This window comes from Rhodococcus sp. IEGM 1241, from assembly GCF_033142365.1.
Classification (GTDB): Bacteria; Actinomycetota; Actinomycetes; order Mycobacteriales; family Mycobacteriaceae; genus Rhodococcus_F; species Rhodococcus_F erythropolis.
Map to the genome: position 1 here is coordinate 846,071 of NZ_JAWLSE010000002.1, position 13,494 is coordinate 859,564.

The window sequence follows — 13,494 nt, forward strand, 5'->3', positions numbered from 1 at the left end:
GCGGAGCTCAGTCGAGTTGCTCGCGAAGATTACTCAATGTCTTCGCGAGCAACCTCGACACGTGCATCTGGGACACACCGACCTTCTCGGCGATTTGTGTCTGCGTCAGGTTTCCGAAGAATCTGAGCATCAACACCGTCCGCTCTCGTTCGGGCAGCTTGTCGAGAAGTGGACGTAAGGCCTCGTGATTCTCGACGTTCTCGAGTGCTGCGTCGTAGTCACCGAGTGTTTCCACGAGCGGAAGATCGTCGGTGTGATTGGACGCGGCACCGTCGACCGAGACGGTCTGGTACGCGTTGCCGGCGATCAACGCCTGGGCAACTTCTTCACGTTCGATCCCCAACGTCTCGGCCAACTCGTCGACGGTCGGCGCGTGCCCGAGTTGTTGTGACAGCTCGCTGATGGCTTGCCCGAGTTGGAAGTGCAACTCCTTCATCCGGCGTGGAACCCGCAATGCCCAACCGGTGTCGCGGAAGTGTCGTCGAACTTCGCCCATCACGGTGGGAACCGCGAACGAGACGAAATCGGATCCGCGCGTGGAATCGAAACGGTCGACGGCGTTGACCAGACCGAGGCGCGCCACCTGAACCAGATCGTCGTGTGCCTCGCCGCGCCCGTCGAATCGTCTGGCGATGTGTTCGGCCAACGGTAGGCACCTGGTGATCAGTGCGGTGCGCACTCGTTCGTACTCCGGACTGTGGGGCTCGAGGGTCCGCATTTCCTCGAAAACGGGTATGACGTCCCGATATTCGTCGGTGGACCGCCGGCGCGGGCGTGACGGGCCGTCTGCGGAAGCGGTCACAGGCGCCCGCTGAGGGCCTTGGTGAACTTCATGGTCGTGATGTAGCCGACGCCGCCCAGGTTCTCTTCCTGGTCGAGTGAAATCGAATCGGTGAGTTCGGTGAGGATGTGCCACCCGAACGATCGCTGAGTGCTGTCCTCGTACTCCGTGGTTGTCGTCGATACGGATACGTGCAGTTGCGGGGGAGTGAACACGAACCGACACACCAGAACCGAATCAGGCGCAGCACGAACAATCAGATGCGTACAGATTTCGTCCATGGCCAATTTGATGTCGGCGATGGCGTCGAGGTCGAAGTTTTCCTGAATGGCAACAGTGGCGGCCAGTGCACGCAAAATCGACAGCTGATCGAGAGTCGCTTGAATCCTCAACTCCACAACTGGCTGAGTCTGATCCTGATCTGGCTCGAGTGCGCTGAGGTGTGCCATAAGTTCTCCGGATCGTCGTACCAGGGGTCGCGGTGAAGTCTGGTGCCGAGAACGATACCCATCTCGACCTTCACAGTGACCCCCGAACACGAAATTTGGTCGATGGTGGTGCCGGGGTAAACGACACGATTCTGCTCACGACCGTTGGCGATCGCAACATCGGATTACCTCGCGGAACCGCAGACCAAACCACATTTTTGTTCGGAACACCGAAACGAATGGTCGCAACGCACTTGTGACGCCGGTCATGCTGGCGTACTGTTTCAAACCGAGGTTGAGCACACAGCCGATGAGGGATTTATCCGTAATTCTGGAGACCCGTTCATCGTGCGGCTCCTTCGGAGGTCCCTTCTCTTTTGCAGAGTGTAAACCGTTGCGGGATGGGAGAACCATGACTGTTGTTCCAGGATCATCTATTTCAGGCTTTACGAACGCGGCGAAGGGATCGGTAGATTACGGACCTCCCGCGACCGGGACAGCGACCGCATCGTTTCACGCGCACCGCATCAGTGCACATACCGCTGTGATCCACGTTCGTGGCGAGATCGACCTGATGAGCGCCAATGCTTTTCGTGACTTCTTGACGTACCACGTTGCCGCGGACCGGACGCTGGTTGTCGATCTCTCCGAACTCGAATTCATGGGGACGTGCGGCTTGTCCGTGCTGTCGGTCCTGTCGACGCGATCACGCGACGTGGGCGGCACACTCGCGCTCGTCTGCGCCCGCCCGGTTCAGAGGCTACTCAAAGCAGCTGGTCAGGAGTCGATGTTTGCCTGCTACGAGTCGCTGGATCATGCAATCGGACTCGAAGAGACCCGACGTTTCCCGGCTTGATACCGCCCTTTCGCCGATAGTTTCGAGTCACCTACAGTTTCGAGAAATCAGCTTCGTAGAGCCCGTCAGCGTCAGTGCACTTCACTTCGGTGAGTGCCCTTGTGTTGGCGGGCTCTCGGCGGTGCTGTGACGCAGCGGCCGTAGGTTCGGACCACCTCGGTGGCGACGTGATCCCATGAATACGATTCGCACGCTCGGGCCCGACTCTGCCGTGCAAACGCCGCGCCCTCGTCTTCGTCGTCGAGAAGATGCCGGACCGCGCGCGCGGTTTCCACGGGGCTGTTCACCGGCACCCGACGCCCCGTGAGTCCGTCGATCACCGTATCCCGCAGTCCGCCAACAGGAGTCGCGACTACAGGAACTCCGCACGCCATCGCTTCCAGCGCCGCGATTCCGAAAGGTTCGTATCTGGGGGTGCATACGAGGGCGTCGGCCGACCGCATCAGTTTCGGTAGTTGGCGGTGCGGAACGCGTCCCAACAATTGGACTCGATCTGCGACGCCGAGCCGCTCGGCGAGCTTGACCAAGCGGATCGCAACCTCGTCGGTGCTCAGTTGCGCGACGGGTGGCCCGCCGATCACCACCAACTCCGTGTCCGGCAGCGAAGCCAGCGCGGCGACGGCAACATCGAAGCCCTTCTGCTCCACCAGCCTTCCGACGCAGATCAATCGATGCGGCGCGGTCTTCTTCGCGGCGGGTCCCTCCGGGGTGAACGCTTCGGTATCGACGCCCGAGGGCACCATCGTGGTCCGTGATCGTGGTGATCCCTGCCGAACCAGATCGAAGATTTCGTCCGAACTTGTCGCGATGACATGGGTTGCGCCCCTGGCGATCAATGGTTCCAGGTGAGTCCGCTCCGATGGGCTGTCGTCGGCTGCTCCGAGGTGTCGGTGCGCCGCAGATCCCAGGGAATGGAATGTCTGAAGTACGGGGATGCCGAGTGAGCGGGTCGCGAGTTCCGTTGCCACACCAGACATCCAGAAGTGCGAGTGCACCACATCGGGTCGGTCGGTACTCCACTGAGCGCGCAGAATGCTGGCAAAGGTGCCCAGGTGGGGGAGTATTTCGGCGTCAGGGAGAGCGTGTGTCGGGCCGGCTTCGAGATAGTCGACGGAGTACCCGGCGCGGGCGCGAACGCGGTCCGGTCCACCGACGTGTGCCCGCCTGGTGAAGACGGTGACATCGTGTCCGGCGCGAACCAGGGCCGCGGACAGTTCGTCGACGTGCAGGTTCTGTGCACCGGCTGCCGAGCAGCCCACCGGTGCGAGTGGATCGGCGTTCACCGACACCATGGAGATCTTCAGCATTCGTCCGGGAGCCATAGCGGGCGAGTACTTCATCGGGTCCCCTCTCCACTTGATCGGTTCGTCTGGGGATACCCGGAGTCCGTGATCTGAACCGGGTTTCGGCGCGGTCAGCGCTGGGCACATTCCAAACACGATGGCGAGGAGTGAGGTTCGATGACAGAACAAATGCTGGTCGACGCAACCGTCGGACTCGGGTTCGAGCGGTACGTACAACGGGTGGCGGTCGGCGTGGGGGCCGGCATAGAGCAATGGTGTTGCAGGCGCGAGCATCCTCTGGAGGCCTACATCGCGTTGGATCGAACTGTGCCGCGTTTCCCTGGGCGTGAGGTGGCGTTGCTGTGGGAGGAGACGTGCGGTTGGGCCCTGGCCGTGGAGACTCGTTCAGGGGAGGACCTCATCGTTCTCGGATATCTGGGCGAACACGCAGTGCCGACCCCGGACGCCGTCGCCGACTTTGCCGCGACACTGGGCACGCGCAACCCGCACTGGGTCATGAACAGGCCACTGGCGGATTCGGACGAGACCGCGCGAGAACTACGAAGCTACTCCGGAAGTGCTTACGCCTGAGCAGTATTGAGGTCCGATCAGCTCAGTTGACCACGTCCAGGATGGGATCGAGAACCGGAGTCGCTGCAGCCTCGACGGCAGGATCGTCCATGAGTTTGAAAACGATGTGACCGCCGAGCGCGCCACCGACACCGACCGCGGTGAGCCCCAGCACCGACAGAACTCGCGCCAGCGCGAGTGAATCCTTGCCGCGTAGCCTGTACGACGCGGCAAAAGACCAGATCCCCACAGCATTCGATGCGGCGTGTACCAGCCCCACACGGCGTGCGACGTCGCCACGTTCGGACCAGTCCAGCCAGCCTGTCAGCAAAGCCGGCGGCGTCGAGACCAGTCCGAGCCCGATCAACCGTCGTGCAGTCTGCGGATCGCCTGACACGTCGAAGATCAGCGAAGCCGTCCACGCGCCCGCGGGAATGGTCACGAGGGCGGGATGGATGGGATGCCCGACGAGGGCGCCGCGCAGAAGTGCGGCGACAGTACGCGATCTGTCGGATCGCTCGGTGATCTGGAGGATTCTGCGTCTGATGCCAGTGGACGGACCGTCCAGTCCGCGCGCCGATTCGATTCCGCGGTAAAGAGTTCCGATGTCCATGCAATTCGGCTACCCGGCGTAGACGTCGGGAAACCTCACGACAGGAGTGTCTTGTCGACCGTCATGCTCCGGCGTACGGTCGAAACGAAAGAGATCCAACCGGAGGAGCGAACGATGAAGCTCAATCTCTTTGCAGCGTGGGCGTCGTATTTCCTGGTGCTGGCCACAGTTGTCTGTCTCGGCAGCTTTCTCGTGGCCGCCGGTTCAGGGCACGGTGGTTGGGCGTTGATTGCCGGGCTCGCCGGTGTCGCGTCCATCGGACTGGCGGTTGCCCTGTACACCAGCACCGTTCATCACGACCACAAAGTGCACCGCGAATCCCCACACCTGTTCTGATCAGGACTGCTTCTGATCAGGACTGTGCCAGTCGCGCTTTCTCCGCCTCGATGTCGAAGTTGGCAGACGGCCAGTCGAGATCGAGCTTTTCCAGAGCGTCGATCAGTAGCTCCGTGACCGCAATTCGGCTGTACCACTTCCGATCACACGGCACGACGTACCACGGCGCGTGCTCGGTCGACGTCTTGTCGAGCATTGCCTGATACGCCTGTTGATATGCAGGCCACAAACCGCGTTCGGTCACGTCACCCGGGTTGTACTTCCAGTACTTGTCCGGGCGGTCGAGACGCTCTTCGAGCCGCTTCTTCTGCTCGTCGAGCGAGACGAACATCGCCACCTTCACGATGGTGGTTCCGGCGTCGACGAGTTCCTTCTCGAACTGGTTGATCTCGTCGTAGCGCGTGCTCCAGACATCCTCAGGGACAAGATCGTGGACGCGCACGACCAGGACGTCCTCGTAGTGGGAGCGATCGAACACACCGAGATAGCCGCCGCGGGGGAGTTCCTTCTTGATCCGCCAGAGGTAGTGATGTTGCTTTTCCTCTTCGGTCGGGACGCCGAAGGCCGCGTGCTGAACTCCCGAAGGATCCACGTGACCGATCACGTGTCGGACCATGCCACCCTTGCCTGCGGTGTCCATTCCTTGCAGGACCAGCAGGATGGAACGGCTGTCCCCGGACCTGCCGTTGGCGTAGAGCAACTCCTGCAGGTCGGACAGGACCGCGCCGCGCTCCTCGAGCAGACGTTCGCCGTCAGCTTTGTTTCCGGTGAATCCCGGAGTGCTGTTGCGATCGAGTTGATCGAGTTCGAACCCGGGCTCCGCCCGCAGTGTCTTGGCGGCCGGTGTTTCCCACAGCGAGTCTTGTGCCATGCCGAAAGAGTGCCACAGGATCGACCCCTGTGGCTCGAAAGTTCGGTCTCGGGCGAGTCAGTCCTCGGCAGGCTTGACGAGGGGATGCGGAACCGACTTGAACTTGGCCGGTGATCCGTTGACCGCAGCAATGCCGGTGATGCCGCCCCACGTCATCATGGTGAGGTAGTCGATCAGCGATTCTGCGGACATCGACTTGTTGGAGATCCACCAGTGCGTCGCGAGCTGAATTCCGCCGACGATCCCGAACGCCCACGGCAGGGAACCGCCGGAATCCATCTCCATCTCGCGAAGGCGATTGCCCAACACCGTGGAGAGCAATTCGGCGATCATGCGCTCGGAATCGGCAACGACGTCGCGGTTGGCGCCGGCGCCGTTGGCCATGACGTAGAGGTAGATGTCGGGGTCGGACGCCACCGTCTCGACGTACGCGGTGATGCTTGCCTGGGTGAGTTCGAAATCGTCGAGATCACCGCTGATCGCTTCGTAGATACGCGGCGACAGGATGGTCTCGACGTACCGCATCATCGTGGCGGTGGTGAGGTCGCTCTTGTCGGCGAAGTATCGGTAGAGCACGGTCTTGGAGACACCGATCTCGGACGCGATCTCGTCCATGCCGATCTCACGGCCGCGCGCGCGGATGGCGGCGATGGTGCCGTCGACGAGTTCCTCGCGGCGAGCGATCTTGTGCTCACGCCAACGACGCTTGCGACCGTCGGATTTCTCGGGCTTCGCATCAGCAACGACTGGGCCGTCTACCTGCTCGTTGTCCTGCACGGCATTCTTGGCCACGAGTCATCTCATATCTGTGGTGCGAGCCACGTCCGATCGGTCTACTTTCCGGTCCAGCTTAATGTCCGTGCCTTTATCTCGGGCACTCACATCCGCAGTTCGGGGGATTAGGTCCTGCAGAATCGGACTTCGTGTCGCTCGCGCTACGCCGCGTCACACCTTTCGGCACAATGGCGAGGGTGCAGCAACTGAGCCTCTCCGCCTTCGACGACGCCGCCAAGCGTCGGGACCTTCGCAAGATGAAGGTCTTCGCTACTGGCCTTCTGGGCTTCGCGACGGTGGTCTACATCTTCTGCCGGTGGCAGGAATCCCGCGGCGCCGGAGAGTGGGTCGGGTACGTCCGGGCCGCGTCCGAGGCAGGCATGGTCGGCGCGCTTGCCGACTGGTTTGCCGTCACCGCGCTCTTCCGTCATCCGATGGGCCTTCCCATCCCGCACACTGCCATCATCAAGCGTAAGAAAGACCAGCTCGGAGCCAGCCTGAGCTCATTCGTCGGTCAAAACTTCCTGGCTCCCGAGGTTGTGTCGGCCAAGGTGCAGCAGGCGCAGATTCCGCTGCGGCTCGGCACGTGGATGGCCGAACCTGCCAACGCCGCTCGCGTCGCCGCCGAGACGTCGACGGTCTTGCGCGGCATGGTCGAGGTTCTTCGCGACGAGGACATCGCCCAGATCATCGACAACACGATCGTGAAGCGTCTGGCCGAGCCCATGTGGGGACCGCCGATCGGCCGAGTGCTCGGTGAACTTCTCAAGGACAACAAGCAACTGCCGATCATCGAATTGCTTGCCGAGCGGGCACATCAGTGGGCTCTCGGCAGCCAGGAGACGATCGATCGTGTGATCGTTCGCGATTCGCCCGCGTGGTCGCCGAAGTTCGTCGACGCCATGCTGGGGGAGAAGATATACAAGGAACTCGTCGAGTTCACCTGGAAGGTCCGTTCCAACCCCGAACACGAGGTACGCCTCGCCGCCAACCGCTTCCTGATCGACTTCGCCGATGATCTGCAGAACGACCCGGAGACCATCAAGAAGGCCGAGGGGATCAAGGCCGAGATCATGGGTCGCGAGGAAGTGACGGGTCTGGCGTCGTCGACATGGCAGGTTGCCAAGCGGCTCATCATGGAGTCCGTCGACGATCCGAACAGCACCCTGCGGACCAAGGTCGCCGAGAACGTCGCCGGCTTCGGAGTCAGGCTGCGTGACGACGAGTCCATGCGTGAGAAGGTCGACGGCTGGCTGGTGCAGGGCACCAAGTACATCGCGGAGAACTACACCGACGAGATCACTGGAGTCATCAGTGACACCGTCGAGCGGTGGGACGCCGACGAAGCGAGCCAGAAGATCGAGTTGCAGGTCGGTCGAGATCTTCAGTTCATCCGTATCAACGGCACCGTTGTGGGCTCGATCGCCGGACTGCTGATCTACACGATTTCGACGCTCATCTTCGGCTGAGCTGTCCGGTATGTGACGTCCACCACGAGTGCTAGCAGTAGTGCTTGCAATAGTTAGCACCCTCTCCTATCCTGGGAAATGTCCACTGGATAGGGAGGACGCAATGCCAGCGAAGTCGACGAACTCCGATGACGGAGATCGTGAATCATCCGGTGCCGCAGCCGGAGCAAGCGACTTGGCAGCTCGCGTCGTCAGCTCTGCGGCACACGACATCGGGGGGTTCATTCGTGCACAGCGGGAAGCCGCCCAAGTTTCGATGCGCCAACTCGCTCAACTCGCCGGCGTCAGCAATCCGTATCTGAGTCAGATCGAACGCGGATTGCGCAAACCGTCGGCGGACGTACTGGCGCAAATCGCCAAGGGCCTTCGAGTCTCATCAGAAGTGCTGTACGTCCAAGCGGGATATCTCGAGCAACGCCCGCACAGTCCCATCAGGGACGCGGTGTTGGCCGAGACGGCCATCAACGAACGGCAGAAGCAAGTACTGCTCGAAATCTACGACTCGTTCTGTCGCGAGAACGAGTCGTCAAGACCAGCCGCAGCGCCCGATTTCGCTGAATCGGCCGCAATTCCAGACACCGAGACTTCACTAGGAGAACAAGATGACTGACAAGAACGCCATCGACAGCGTCAAGACCTCGCTCTACGCCGCCGTCGGCGCAGGCGACCTGGTTGTCCAGGCCGTGGCCGATGTAGTTGCTCAGGTTCGTGAGCGCGCCGAAAACACCCAGGGCGATGTCAACGGCCGTGTCGACGGTGCTCGCGAGAAGCTCGCTTCCGTCCAGGGTGACGTTGCCGAGAGTGTCGATGCGCTGCGCGAGCGTCTCGCCGGCCTGCCGTCCGAGCTGCCCGAAGAGCTCGCCGAGCTGCGCGAGAAGTTCTCACCCGAGGAACTCCGCAAGGTCGCCGAGGCATACCTCAAGGTTGCCGGAGATCTGTACAACTCCCTCGCAGAACGTGGCGAAGACGCAGTCGAGCGCATCCGCAAGCAGCCCGCAGTCGAAGAAGGCATCGCTGCTGCAGAGTCGGCACTCGGCGACGCCGTCGAGCTGACCGAAGACGCACTCGGAACCGTTGCTCGTCAGACGCGCGCCGTGGGCGAGCAGGCTGCCAAGCTGGCCGGCCGCGCTGCCGGACGCATCTCCGACACCGCAGAAGAGGTCGGCGAGAAGATCTCTGACGCCGGTGAGAAGATCGCCGACGCAGGCGACGAGGCTGCACTGAAGGTCCTCGACCTCGGTGACCAGGCTGACGAGGCTTCCAAGGAAGCTGCCGCTCGCGTGACCGCTGCTGCTTCCGACGTCCAGGAGCGCGCGACCACCGCCGCGAAGAAGGCCGCTCCGGCCAAGGCTGCACCCGCCAAGGCTGCTCCGGCCAAGGCCACCGCACCGGCTCCGGCCAAGAAGGCTGCTCCGGCCAAGAAGGCCTGATTTGCCCAGCTCCACCTGACGAAGGCTCCCGCGCTCAGCCGAGTGTGGGAGCCTTCGTGTTCGTCGGGAACCGGATGAGAACTTAGGATGTAGTTGTGACTCAAGTCGATGGGCTAGTCGGTCTGATCTTTCTCGCACTCAAAGTGCTCGCATTGGTGGGTGCTGTCTACGCGATCGTTCATGCCGTCAGGCAGCGTCCTGACGCTTTCACCGCGGTCAACAAATTGACCAAGCCGATCTGGCTGGGAATTCTGATCGTCGCGGCGTTGATCCTCTTGGCGACGTCCCCTGTCGGGCTCCTGGGCATCATCGCGGTCGTTGCAGTGTGCGTGTATCTCGTCGACGTTCGCCCGCGGGTGGACGACATTCAGCACGGCGGTTCTCGCTGGTAGTTTGCCGCACTCCCGCTCATTCCGAGCCGTGGTTCCCGGCTCATGGTGTGCTGCCCCACTCTTCTCTCCAACGCTGACAACGGGCGTTGTTCGAGTGATAGTGTCGGTTAACGGCAGTCACACATAGATTGCATCCGTCTGTCGTCAGCAGCAGTCAGGGGTAAATGCATGTCCAGTCGTTCGCGCACCACAGAGCTTCGAGTACTGGCAGGCGCCGTCGGAGTGGGAGCACTCGTCGCGGCCGTCGCTGGGATCCGTCATCGGCGATCCACGCGAGGGTTGACTCTGTCGAGCGACGTCGAGCCCAATGCACTCCTGAAGACTCCGACGCTCAAAGCTGACATCAGCGAACTGACCACCGACGACGGTGCGATCATCAATGTCCGGGCTTACGGTCCCGTCGACGGCGATCCGATCGTTCTCAGTCACGGCTGGACGTGCTCCACCGAATTCTGGTACCCGCAGGTCAATGCGCTTGCCGGCGAATATCGGGTCATCACCTACGATCAGCGCGGTCACGGCCGCAGCACCGTCGGCAATCTTCCGCTCGGCCCGGACGTCCTTGCCGACGATCTCTCTGCAGTGCTGGCGGCCACCGTTCGTGAGGACAAGAAGGCCGTCATCGTCGGTCACAGCATGGGCGGGATGAGCATCATCGCCTGGGCGGGTCGTCACCCCGACGAGGTCAAGAAGTACGCGTCGGCGGTCATGCTCGCGAGCACCGCGAGCGAAAGGTTGATCGCCGAGACCACGGTCATCCCACTGCCCAATCGTTTCCCTCGCGTGCCGGTCCCCGTGGGCCGCGCCATCCTCAGTTCGCCCGTTCCGTTCGTCTCCTCGGGCGCCATGACGAAGGCGATCCAGTACGTCTCGATGTCACCGAACGCGACCAAAGCCGAGATTCAGTTCTGCGAGAACATCGTTCGTGAGTGCAAGCCCCGCATCCGTGGAGGTTGGGGAGCAGCGCTGAGCACCCTCGACATTCACGAGGGACTCGACAATCTCGAAGTGCCGACCACCGTGCTCGTCGGTTCGCTCGATCGGCTCACTCCGCCGGTCCATGCGCGCAAGCTTGCGCAAGTCCTCGACGACGCCGGCAACCTCGAACGGTTGATCGTGTTGCCGGGCGTCGGTCACATGTCGTCGATCGAGAACATCGACGAGTTCGACAAGGAAATCGTGCGACTGCGCAATCTCTAGCGCAACGCAGCTCTAGCTGAAGACGACCGTCTTGCGCCCGTGGACCAGCACACGATCCTCGAGGTGCCAGCGCAGTCCGCGGGAGAGCACGAGCTTTTCGATGTCTCGACCCTGGCGGACCATGTCGGCGACATCGTCGGCGTGGTCCACACGGATCACGTCCTGCTCGATGATCGGACCGGCATCGAGTTCGGCGGTCACGTAGTGGCAGGTGGCGCCGATCAACTTCACGCCGCGGGCGAACGCCTGGTGATAGGGGCGGGCACCGATGAACGACGGCAAGAAGCTGTGGTGGATGTTGATCGCGCGCCCGGCCCAGTGCTCGCACAGTGATTCGGGCAGCACCTGCATGAATCGGGCAAGAACCACGGCGTCGGGATTGTGAGCGTCGACCAGGGCGCGGACCTTCTCGAAGGACGGTCCCCGTTCTGCCGGGTCCTTGGCGAACGGAACATGGTGGAAGTCGATCCCGTGGCGCTCGGTGACACTGCGCAGATCTTCGTGGTTTCCGATGACGGCGCTGATTTCTGCGGGGAGTTCCCCGCCCGCGGCGCGGCCAAGGAGGTCATGCAAGCAGTGACCTTCCTTGCTCACGAGCAACACGATCTTCTTGGGTGCGCCGGAGTCGTGAAGAGTCCACTCGGTTTCCGGACCGATCTCGGCCGCAACAGCTTTGAACCGTTCACGAAGCTCGTCGATGCTCATGCTCACCGACGATGCACGGACCGCCTGACGCGTGAAGAACCATCCGGTGTCGGCATCGGCGTGGTATGCGGCCTCCACGATCCATCCACCGACGTCGGTGAGAAAGGTCGAGATGCGTGCGACGATGCCCGTGGTGTCGGGGCAGCCGAGGGACAGAACATAGCGACGATCATCGATCGATGGTGCAGCGGTCATGCGGCCTAGTCTCTCAGGTGCGGCTGCAGCGACGGTCGCGTGGTGGTGTGCCAAGCTTTCCAACATGTCTGAAGCTGCACTCACTCGTTCCCAGGTTGCCGCGATGGTGGACCACACTCTCCTCAAACCCGAAGCCACCGCGGCCGATGTGACCGCCCTGATCGACGAAGCACGCAGCCTCGGTGTGCTGGCTGTCTGCGTCTCGCCGTCGATGTTGCCGATTCGCGCCGAGGGACTTGTGACGGCGGCCGTCGTCGGATTCCCGTCGGGGAAGCATCATTCGCTGGTCAAGGGTGCTGAAGCGCGACTGGCCGTCGATCAAGGCGCAGCCGAGATCGACATGGTCATCGACGTAGGAGCGGCGGTCGCCGGCGACTACAGCGCGGTGTTGGCCGATATCCTCACCGTCCGCGAGGCGATGGGGGAGAGTGCGATCCTCAAAGTGATCCTCGAAACCGCAGCGCTGTCCGACGAGGCCATCGTCGAATGTTGCCGCGCAGCTGTGCGTGCCGGGGCGAACTTCGTCAAGACCTCCACCGGCTTCCACCCCGCGGGTGGAGCGACGGTCGAGGCCGTCGCACTGATGGCGCAGACGGTCGGCCCGGGCGTGGGAGTCAAGGCCAGTGGCGGAATACGTACGACGCAGGCAGCGCTCGACATGATCGCGGCCGGCGCCACCCGCCTCGGACTATCCGGAAGTCGAGCAGTATTGGACGGTCTGGCCGACTAGGTCAGCAGGCCGCAGCTGTCCGGAACCGCCGAGGTGTTCTGGTTGTTCGCGTCGGCGACGGGCATGGCGTAAGCGCCGCCCTCCAACGAGATCTGGATAGCGTCGTCGGTGACGGTCAGCTTCGTGGGCTTCATGTCCAGCGGGTAGGTCTGCAGGCTGTCGGTGAGTGTCTGGACGATGCCGTCGACCAGATCGGTCGGCAGACCCAATCCGAGAATCTCGGCGCCGACGGTCTGGACGTCGACCACACCGTTGGTGACGGTGGGCTTGACCGTGAGCTTCGCGAGCCCGACCGGACCGACGTCGAACGCGAGTGTTCCGGCGCTCGAGTCGGCGGTGACGCCGGAGACGAGCCCGCCGAAGGTCTGCTCCTGCAAGGTGGCGAGAATGCCTGCGGTAGACCAGGTGACGTCGGCGCTGGAGCTGCCGATGGTGCCGCTGTTGCCCGCCGAGGGCTGCAAGTTGATGTCGTTCACCTTCGCGTGAACCTGCATTCCCGTTGCGGGGCCGAACGAAGAGTCGTCGCTGTCGATGCTGATGTACGGCACCTTCTTGTCGACTGCCTGCAGGAGTACGGGCTTCCAGCTCAACCCGACGTCGACCTGGGATCCCAGTTCGCTCTGGAACTGATCGGCCATGCAGGTCTTCACCTGGTTGCGTACGTACAGTTCTCCACCGACGAGCGCCGCGACGAGTACGGCGATCACCACGAGAAGGATGATGAGCACTCGGTTGCGCGGACGAGGGTTGTTCGCTGCGACAGTCATTCGCCAGATTCTTCCCGACGAGTCTGAACGAACTCTGTGAATACGCACTTCCTCATTCCTGTGATGCGCGACACACTCGCCCGTAGTCTGTTCG

At 62.3% G+C, this 13,494-nt stretch carries 17 protein-coding genes; 9 read left to right on the forward strand and 8 right to left on the reverse strand.

Features of this window, described 5'->3' with window-relative positions; genetic code table 11:
- Positions 1 to 7 precede the first annotated feature (7 nt).
- Positions 8 to 802: an RNA polymerase sigma factor SigF gene (locus tag R4P70_RS13630; RefSeq protein ID WP_020906739.1), complete on the reverse strand. Its 795-nt coding sequence runs from the start codon at positions 800 to 802 to the stop codon at positions 8 to 10.
- Positions 799 to 1,230: an ATP-binding protein gene (locus R4P70_RS13635; protein WP_020968899.1), complete on the reverse strand. Its 432-nt coding sequence runs from the start codon at positions 1,228 to 1,230 to the stop codon at positions 799 to 801. Before R4P70_RS13635 ends, R4P70_RS13630 begins: the two co-directional genes overlap by 4 nt.
- A 391-nt stretch (positions 1,231 to 1,621) precedes the next feature.
- Here R4P70_RS13635 and R4P70_RS13640 point away from each other — a divergent pair, with 391 nt between their 5' ends.
- A complete protein-coding gene (locus tag R4P70_RS13640) occupies positions 1,622 to 2,065 on the forward strand; it encodes an STAS domain-containing protein (RefSeq protein ID WP_020968900.1) in 444 nt (147 codons plus the stop codon).
- 71 nt (positions 2,066 to 2,136) lie between these two features.
- Here R4P70_RS13640 and R4P70_RS13645 read toward each other — a convergent pair whose 3' ends face one another.
- The gene (locus R4P70_RS13645; RefSeq protein ID WP_020906742.1) at positions 2,137 to 3,405 is read right to left on the reverse strand and encodes a glycosyltransferase; all 1,269 of its coding nucleotides are present in this window, start codon (positions 3,403 to 3,405) and stop codon (positions 2,137 to 2,139) included.
- 120 nt (positions 3,406 to 3,525) lie between these two features.
- Here R4P70_RS13645 and R4P70_RS13650 point away from each other — a divergent pair, with 120 nt between their 5' ends.
- On the forward strand, positions 3,526 to 3,939 hold the full coding sequence (locus R4P70_RS13650; protein WP_020968902.1) for a DUF6292 family protein: 414 nt from the start codon (positions 3,526 to 3,528) through the stop codon (positions 3,937 to 3,939).
- A gap of 22 nt (positions 3,940 to 3,961) precedes the next feature.
- On the opposite strand, the gene R4P70_RS13655 is transcribed toward R4P70_RS13650, so the two are convergent.
- Positions 3,962 to 4,531, reverse strand: coding sequence for a DUF2231 domain-containing protein (locus tag R4P70_RS13655; protein WP_020906743.1), 570 nt, complete (start codon positions 4,529 to 4,531; stop codon positions 3,962 to 3,964).
- 114 nt (positions 4,532 to 4,645) lie between these two features.
- On the opposite strand from R4P70_RS13655, the gene R4P70_RS13660 reads away from it, so the two are divergent.
- Positions 4,646 to 4,867, forward strand: a complete 222-nt coding sequence (locus R4P70_RS13660; RefSeq protein ID WP_020968904.1) for a hypothetical protein — start codon at positions 4,646 to 4,648, stop codon at positions 4,865 to 4,867.
- 16 nt (positions 4,868 to 4,883) lie between these two features.
- Here R4P70_RS13660 and R4P70_RS13665 read toward each other — a convergent pair whose 3' ends face one another.
- On the reverse strand, positions 4,884 to 5,738 hold the full coding sequence (locus tag R4P70_RS13665; protein WP_042951170.1) for a polyphosphate kinase 2 family protein: 855 nt from the start codon (positions 5,736 to 5,738) through the stop codon (positions 4,884 to 4,886).
- A 57-nt stretch (positions 5,739 to 5,795) separates the two neighbouring features.
- The gene (locus tag R4P70_RS13670; protein ID WP_003941527.1) at positions 5,796 to 6,530 is read right to left on the reverse strand and encodes a TetR/AcrR family transcriptional regulator; all 735 of its coding nucleotides are present in this window, start codon (positions 6,528 to 6,530) and stop codon (positions 5,796 to 5,798) included.
- Between the two features lie 170 nt (positions 6,531 to 6,700).
- Here R4P70_RS13670 and R4P70_RS13675 point away from each other — a divergent pair, with 170 nt between their 5' ends.
- The 5 genes from R4P70_RS13675 to R4P70_RS13695 all read left to right on the forward strand — a co-directional run bounded on the left by R4P70_RS13675 (position 6,701) and on the right by R4P70_RS13695 (position 11,003).
- The gene (locus R4P70_RS13675; protein ID WP_020968906.1) at positions 6,701 to 7,981 is read left to right on the forward strand and encodes a DUF445 domain-containing protein; all 1,281 of its coding nucleotides are present in this window, start codon (positions 6,701 to 6,703) and stop codon (positions 7,979 to 7,981) included.
- A 103-nt stretch (positions 7,982 to 8,084) separates the two neighbouring features.
- Positions 8,085 to 8,591: a helix-turn-helix domain-containing protein gene (locus R4P70_RS13680; RefSeq protein ID WP_003941483.1), complete on the forward strand. Its 507-nt coding sequence runs from the start codon at positions 8,085 to 8,087 to the stop codon at positions 8,589 to 8,591.
- On the forward strand, positions 8,584 to 9,411 hold the full coding sequence (locus R4P70_RS13685; protein ID WP_003941552.1) for a heparin-binding hemagglutinin: 828 nt from the start codon (positions 8,584 to 8,586) through the stop codon (positions 9,409 to 9,411). Before R4P70_RS13680 ends, R4P70_RS13685 begins: the two co-directional genes overlap by 8 nt.
- Before the next feature lie 95 nt (positions 9,412 to 9,506).
- Complete coding sequence (locus R4P70_RS13690; protein WP_003941505.1) at positions 9,507 to 9,803, forward strand: DUF2516 family protein; 297 nt, start codon at positions 9,507 to 9,509, stop codon at positions 9,801 to 9,803.
- A gap of 168 nt (positions 9,804 to 9,971) precedes the next feature.
- Positions 9,972 to 11,003, forward strand: coding sequence for an alpha/beta fold hydrolase (locus R4P70_RS13695; protein WP_021333908.1), 1,032 nt, complete (start codon positions 9,972 to 9,974; stop codon positions 11,001 to 11,003).
- 12 nt (positions 11,004 to 11,015) lie between these two features.
- Here R4P70_RS13695 and purU read toward each other — a convergent pair whose 3' ends face one another.
- Positions 11,016 to 11,903, reverse strand: coding sequence for a formyltetrahydrofolate deformylase (gene purU / locus R4P70_RS13700; RefSeq protein WP_003941509.1), 888 nt, complete (start codon positions 11,901 to 11,903; stop codon positions 11,016 to 11,018).
- 64 nt (positions 11,904 to 11,967) lie between these two features.
- Between purU and deoC the strand changes: the two genes are divergently transcribed.
- On the forward strand, positions 11,968 to 12,633 hold the full coding sequence (gene deoC / locus R4P70_RS13705) for a deoxyribose-phosphate aldolase (protein WP_047268935.1): 666 nt from the start codon (positions 11,968 to 11,970) through the stop codon (positions 12,631 to 12,633).
- Here the strand turns inward: deoC and R4P70_RS13710 are convergent.
- Complete coding sequence (locus R4P70_RS13710; RefSeq protein WP_007735358.1) at positions 12,630 to 13,400, reverse strand: DUF2993 domain-containing protein; 771 nt, start codon at positions 13,398 to 13,400, stop codon at positions 12,630 to 12,632. The genes deoC and R4P70_RS13710 overlap by 4 nt on opposite strands.
- Positions 13,401 to 13,494: the final 94 nt, after the last annotated feature.

Coding starts and splice junctions, on each gene's coding strand:
- R4P70_RS13675 (WP_020968906.1), top strand. CDS start 6,701: ATGGCGAGGGTGCAGCAACTGAGCCTCTCCGCCTTCGACGACGCCGCC.
- R4P70_RS13680 (WP_003941483.1), top strand. CDS start 8,085: ATGCCAGCGAAGTCGACGAACTCCGATGACGGAGATCGTGAATCATCC.
- R4P70_RS13645 (WP_020906742.1), bottom strand. CDS start 3,405: ATGAAGTACTCGCCCGCTATGGCTCCCGGACGAATGCTGAAGATCTCC.
- R4P70_RS13635 (WP_020968899.1), bottom strand. CDS start 1,230: ATGGCACACCTCAGCGCACTCGAGCCAGATCAGGATCAGACTCAGCCA.
- R4P70_RS13710 (WP_007735358.1), bottom strand. CDS start 13,400: ATGACTGTCGCAGCGAACAACCCTCGTCCGCGCAACCGAGTGCTCATC.
- R4P70_RS13665 (WP_042951170.1), bottom strand. CDS start 5,738: ATGGCACAAGACTCGCTGTGGGAAACACCGGCCGCCAAGACACTGCGG.
- R4P70_RS13660 (WP_020968904.1), top strand. CDS start 4,646: ATGAAGCTCAATCTCTTTGCAGCGTGGGCGTCGTATTTCCTGGTGCTG.
- deoC (WP_047268935.1), top strand. CDS start 11,968: ATGTCTGAAGCTGCACTCACTCGTTCCCAGGTTGCCGCGATGGTGGAC.
- R4P70_RS13650 (WP_020968902.1), top strand. CDS start 3,526: ATGACAGAACAAATGCTGGTCGACGCAACCGTCGGACTCGGGTTCGAG.
- R4P70_RS13640 (WP_020968900.1), top strand. CDS start 1,622: ATGACTGTTGTTCCAGGATCATCTATTTCAGGCTTTACGAACGCGGCG.
- R4P70_RS13695 (WP_021333908.1), top strand. CDS start 9,972: ATGTCCAGTCGTTCGCGCACCACAGAGCTTCGAGTACTGGCAGGCGCC.
- R4P70_RS13685 (WP_003941552.1), top strand. CDS start 8,584: ATGACTGACAAGAACGCCATCGACAGCGTCAAGACCTCGCTCTACGCC.
- purU (WP_003941509.1), bottom strand. CDS start 11,903: ATGACCGCTGCACCATCGATCGATGATCGTCGCTATGTTCTGTCCCTC.
- R4P70_RS13655 (WP_020906743.1), bottom strand. CDS start 4,531: ATGGACATCGGAACTCTTTACCGCGGAATCGAATCGGCGCGCGGACTG.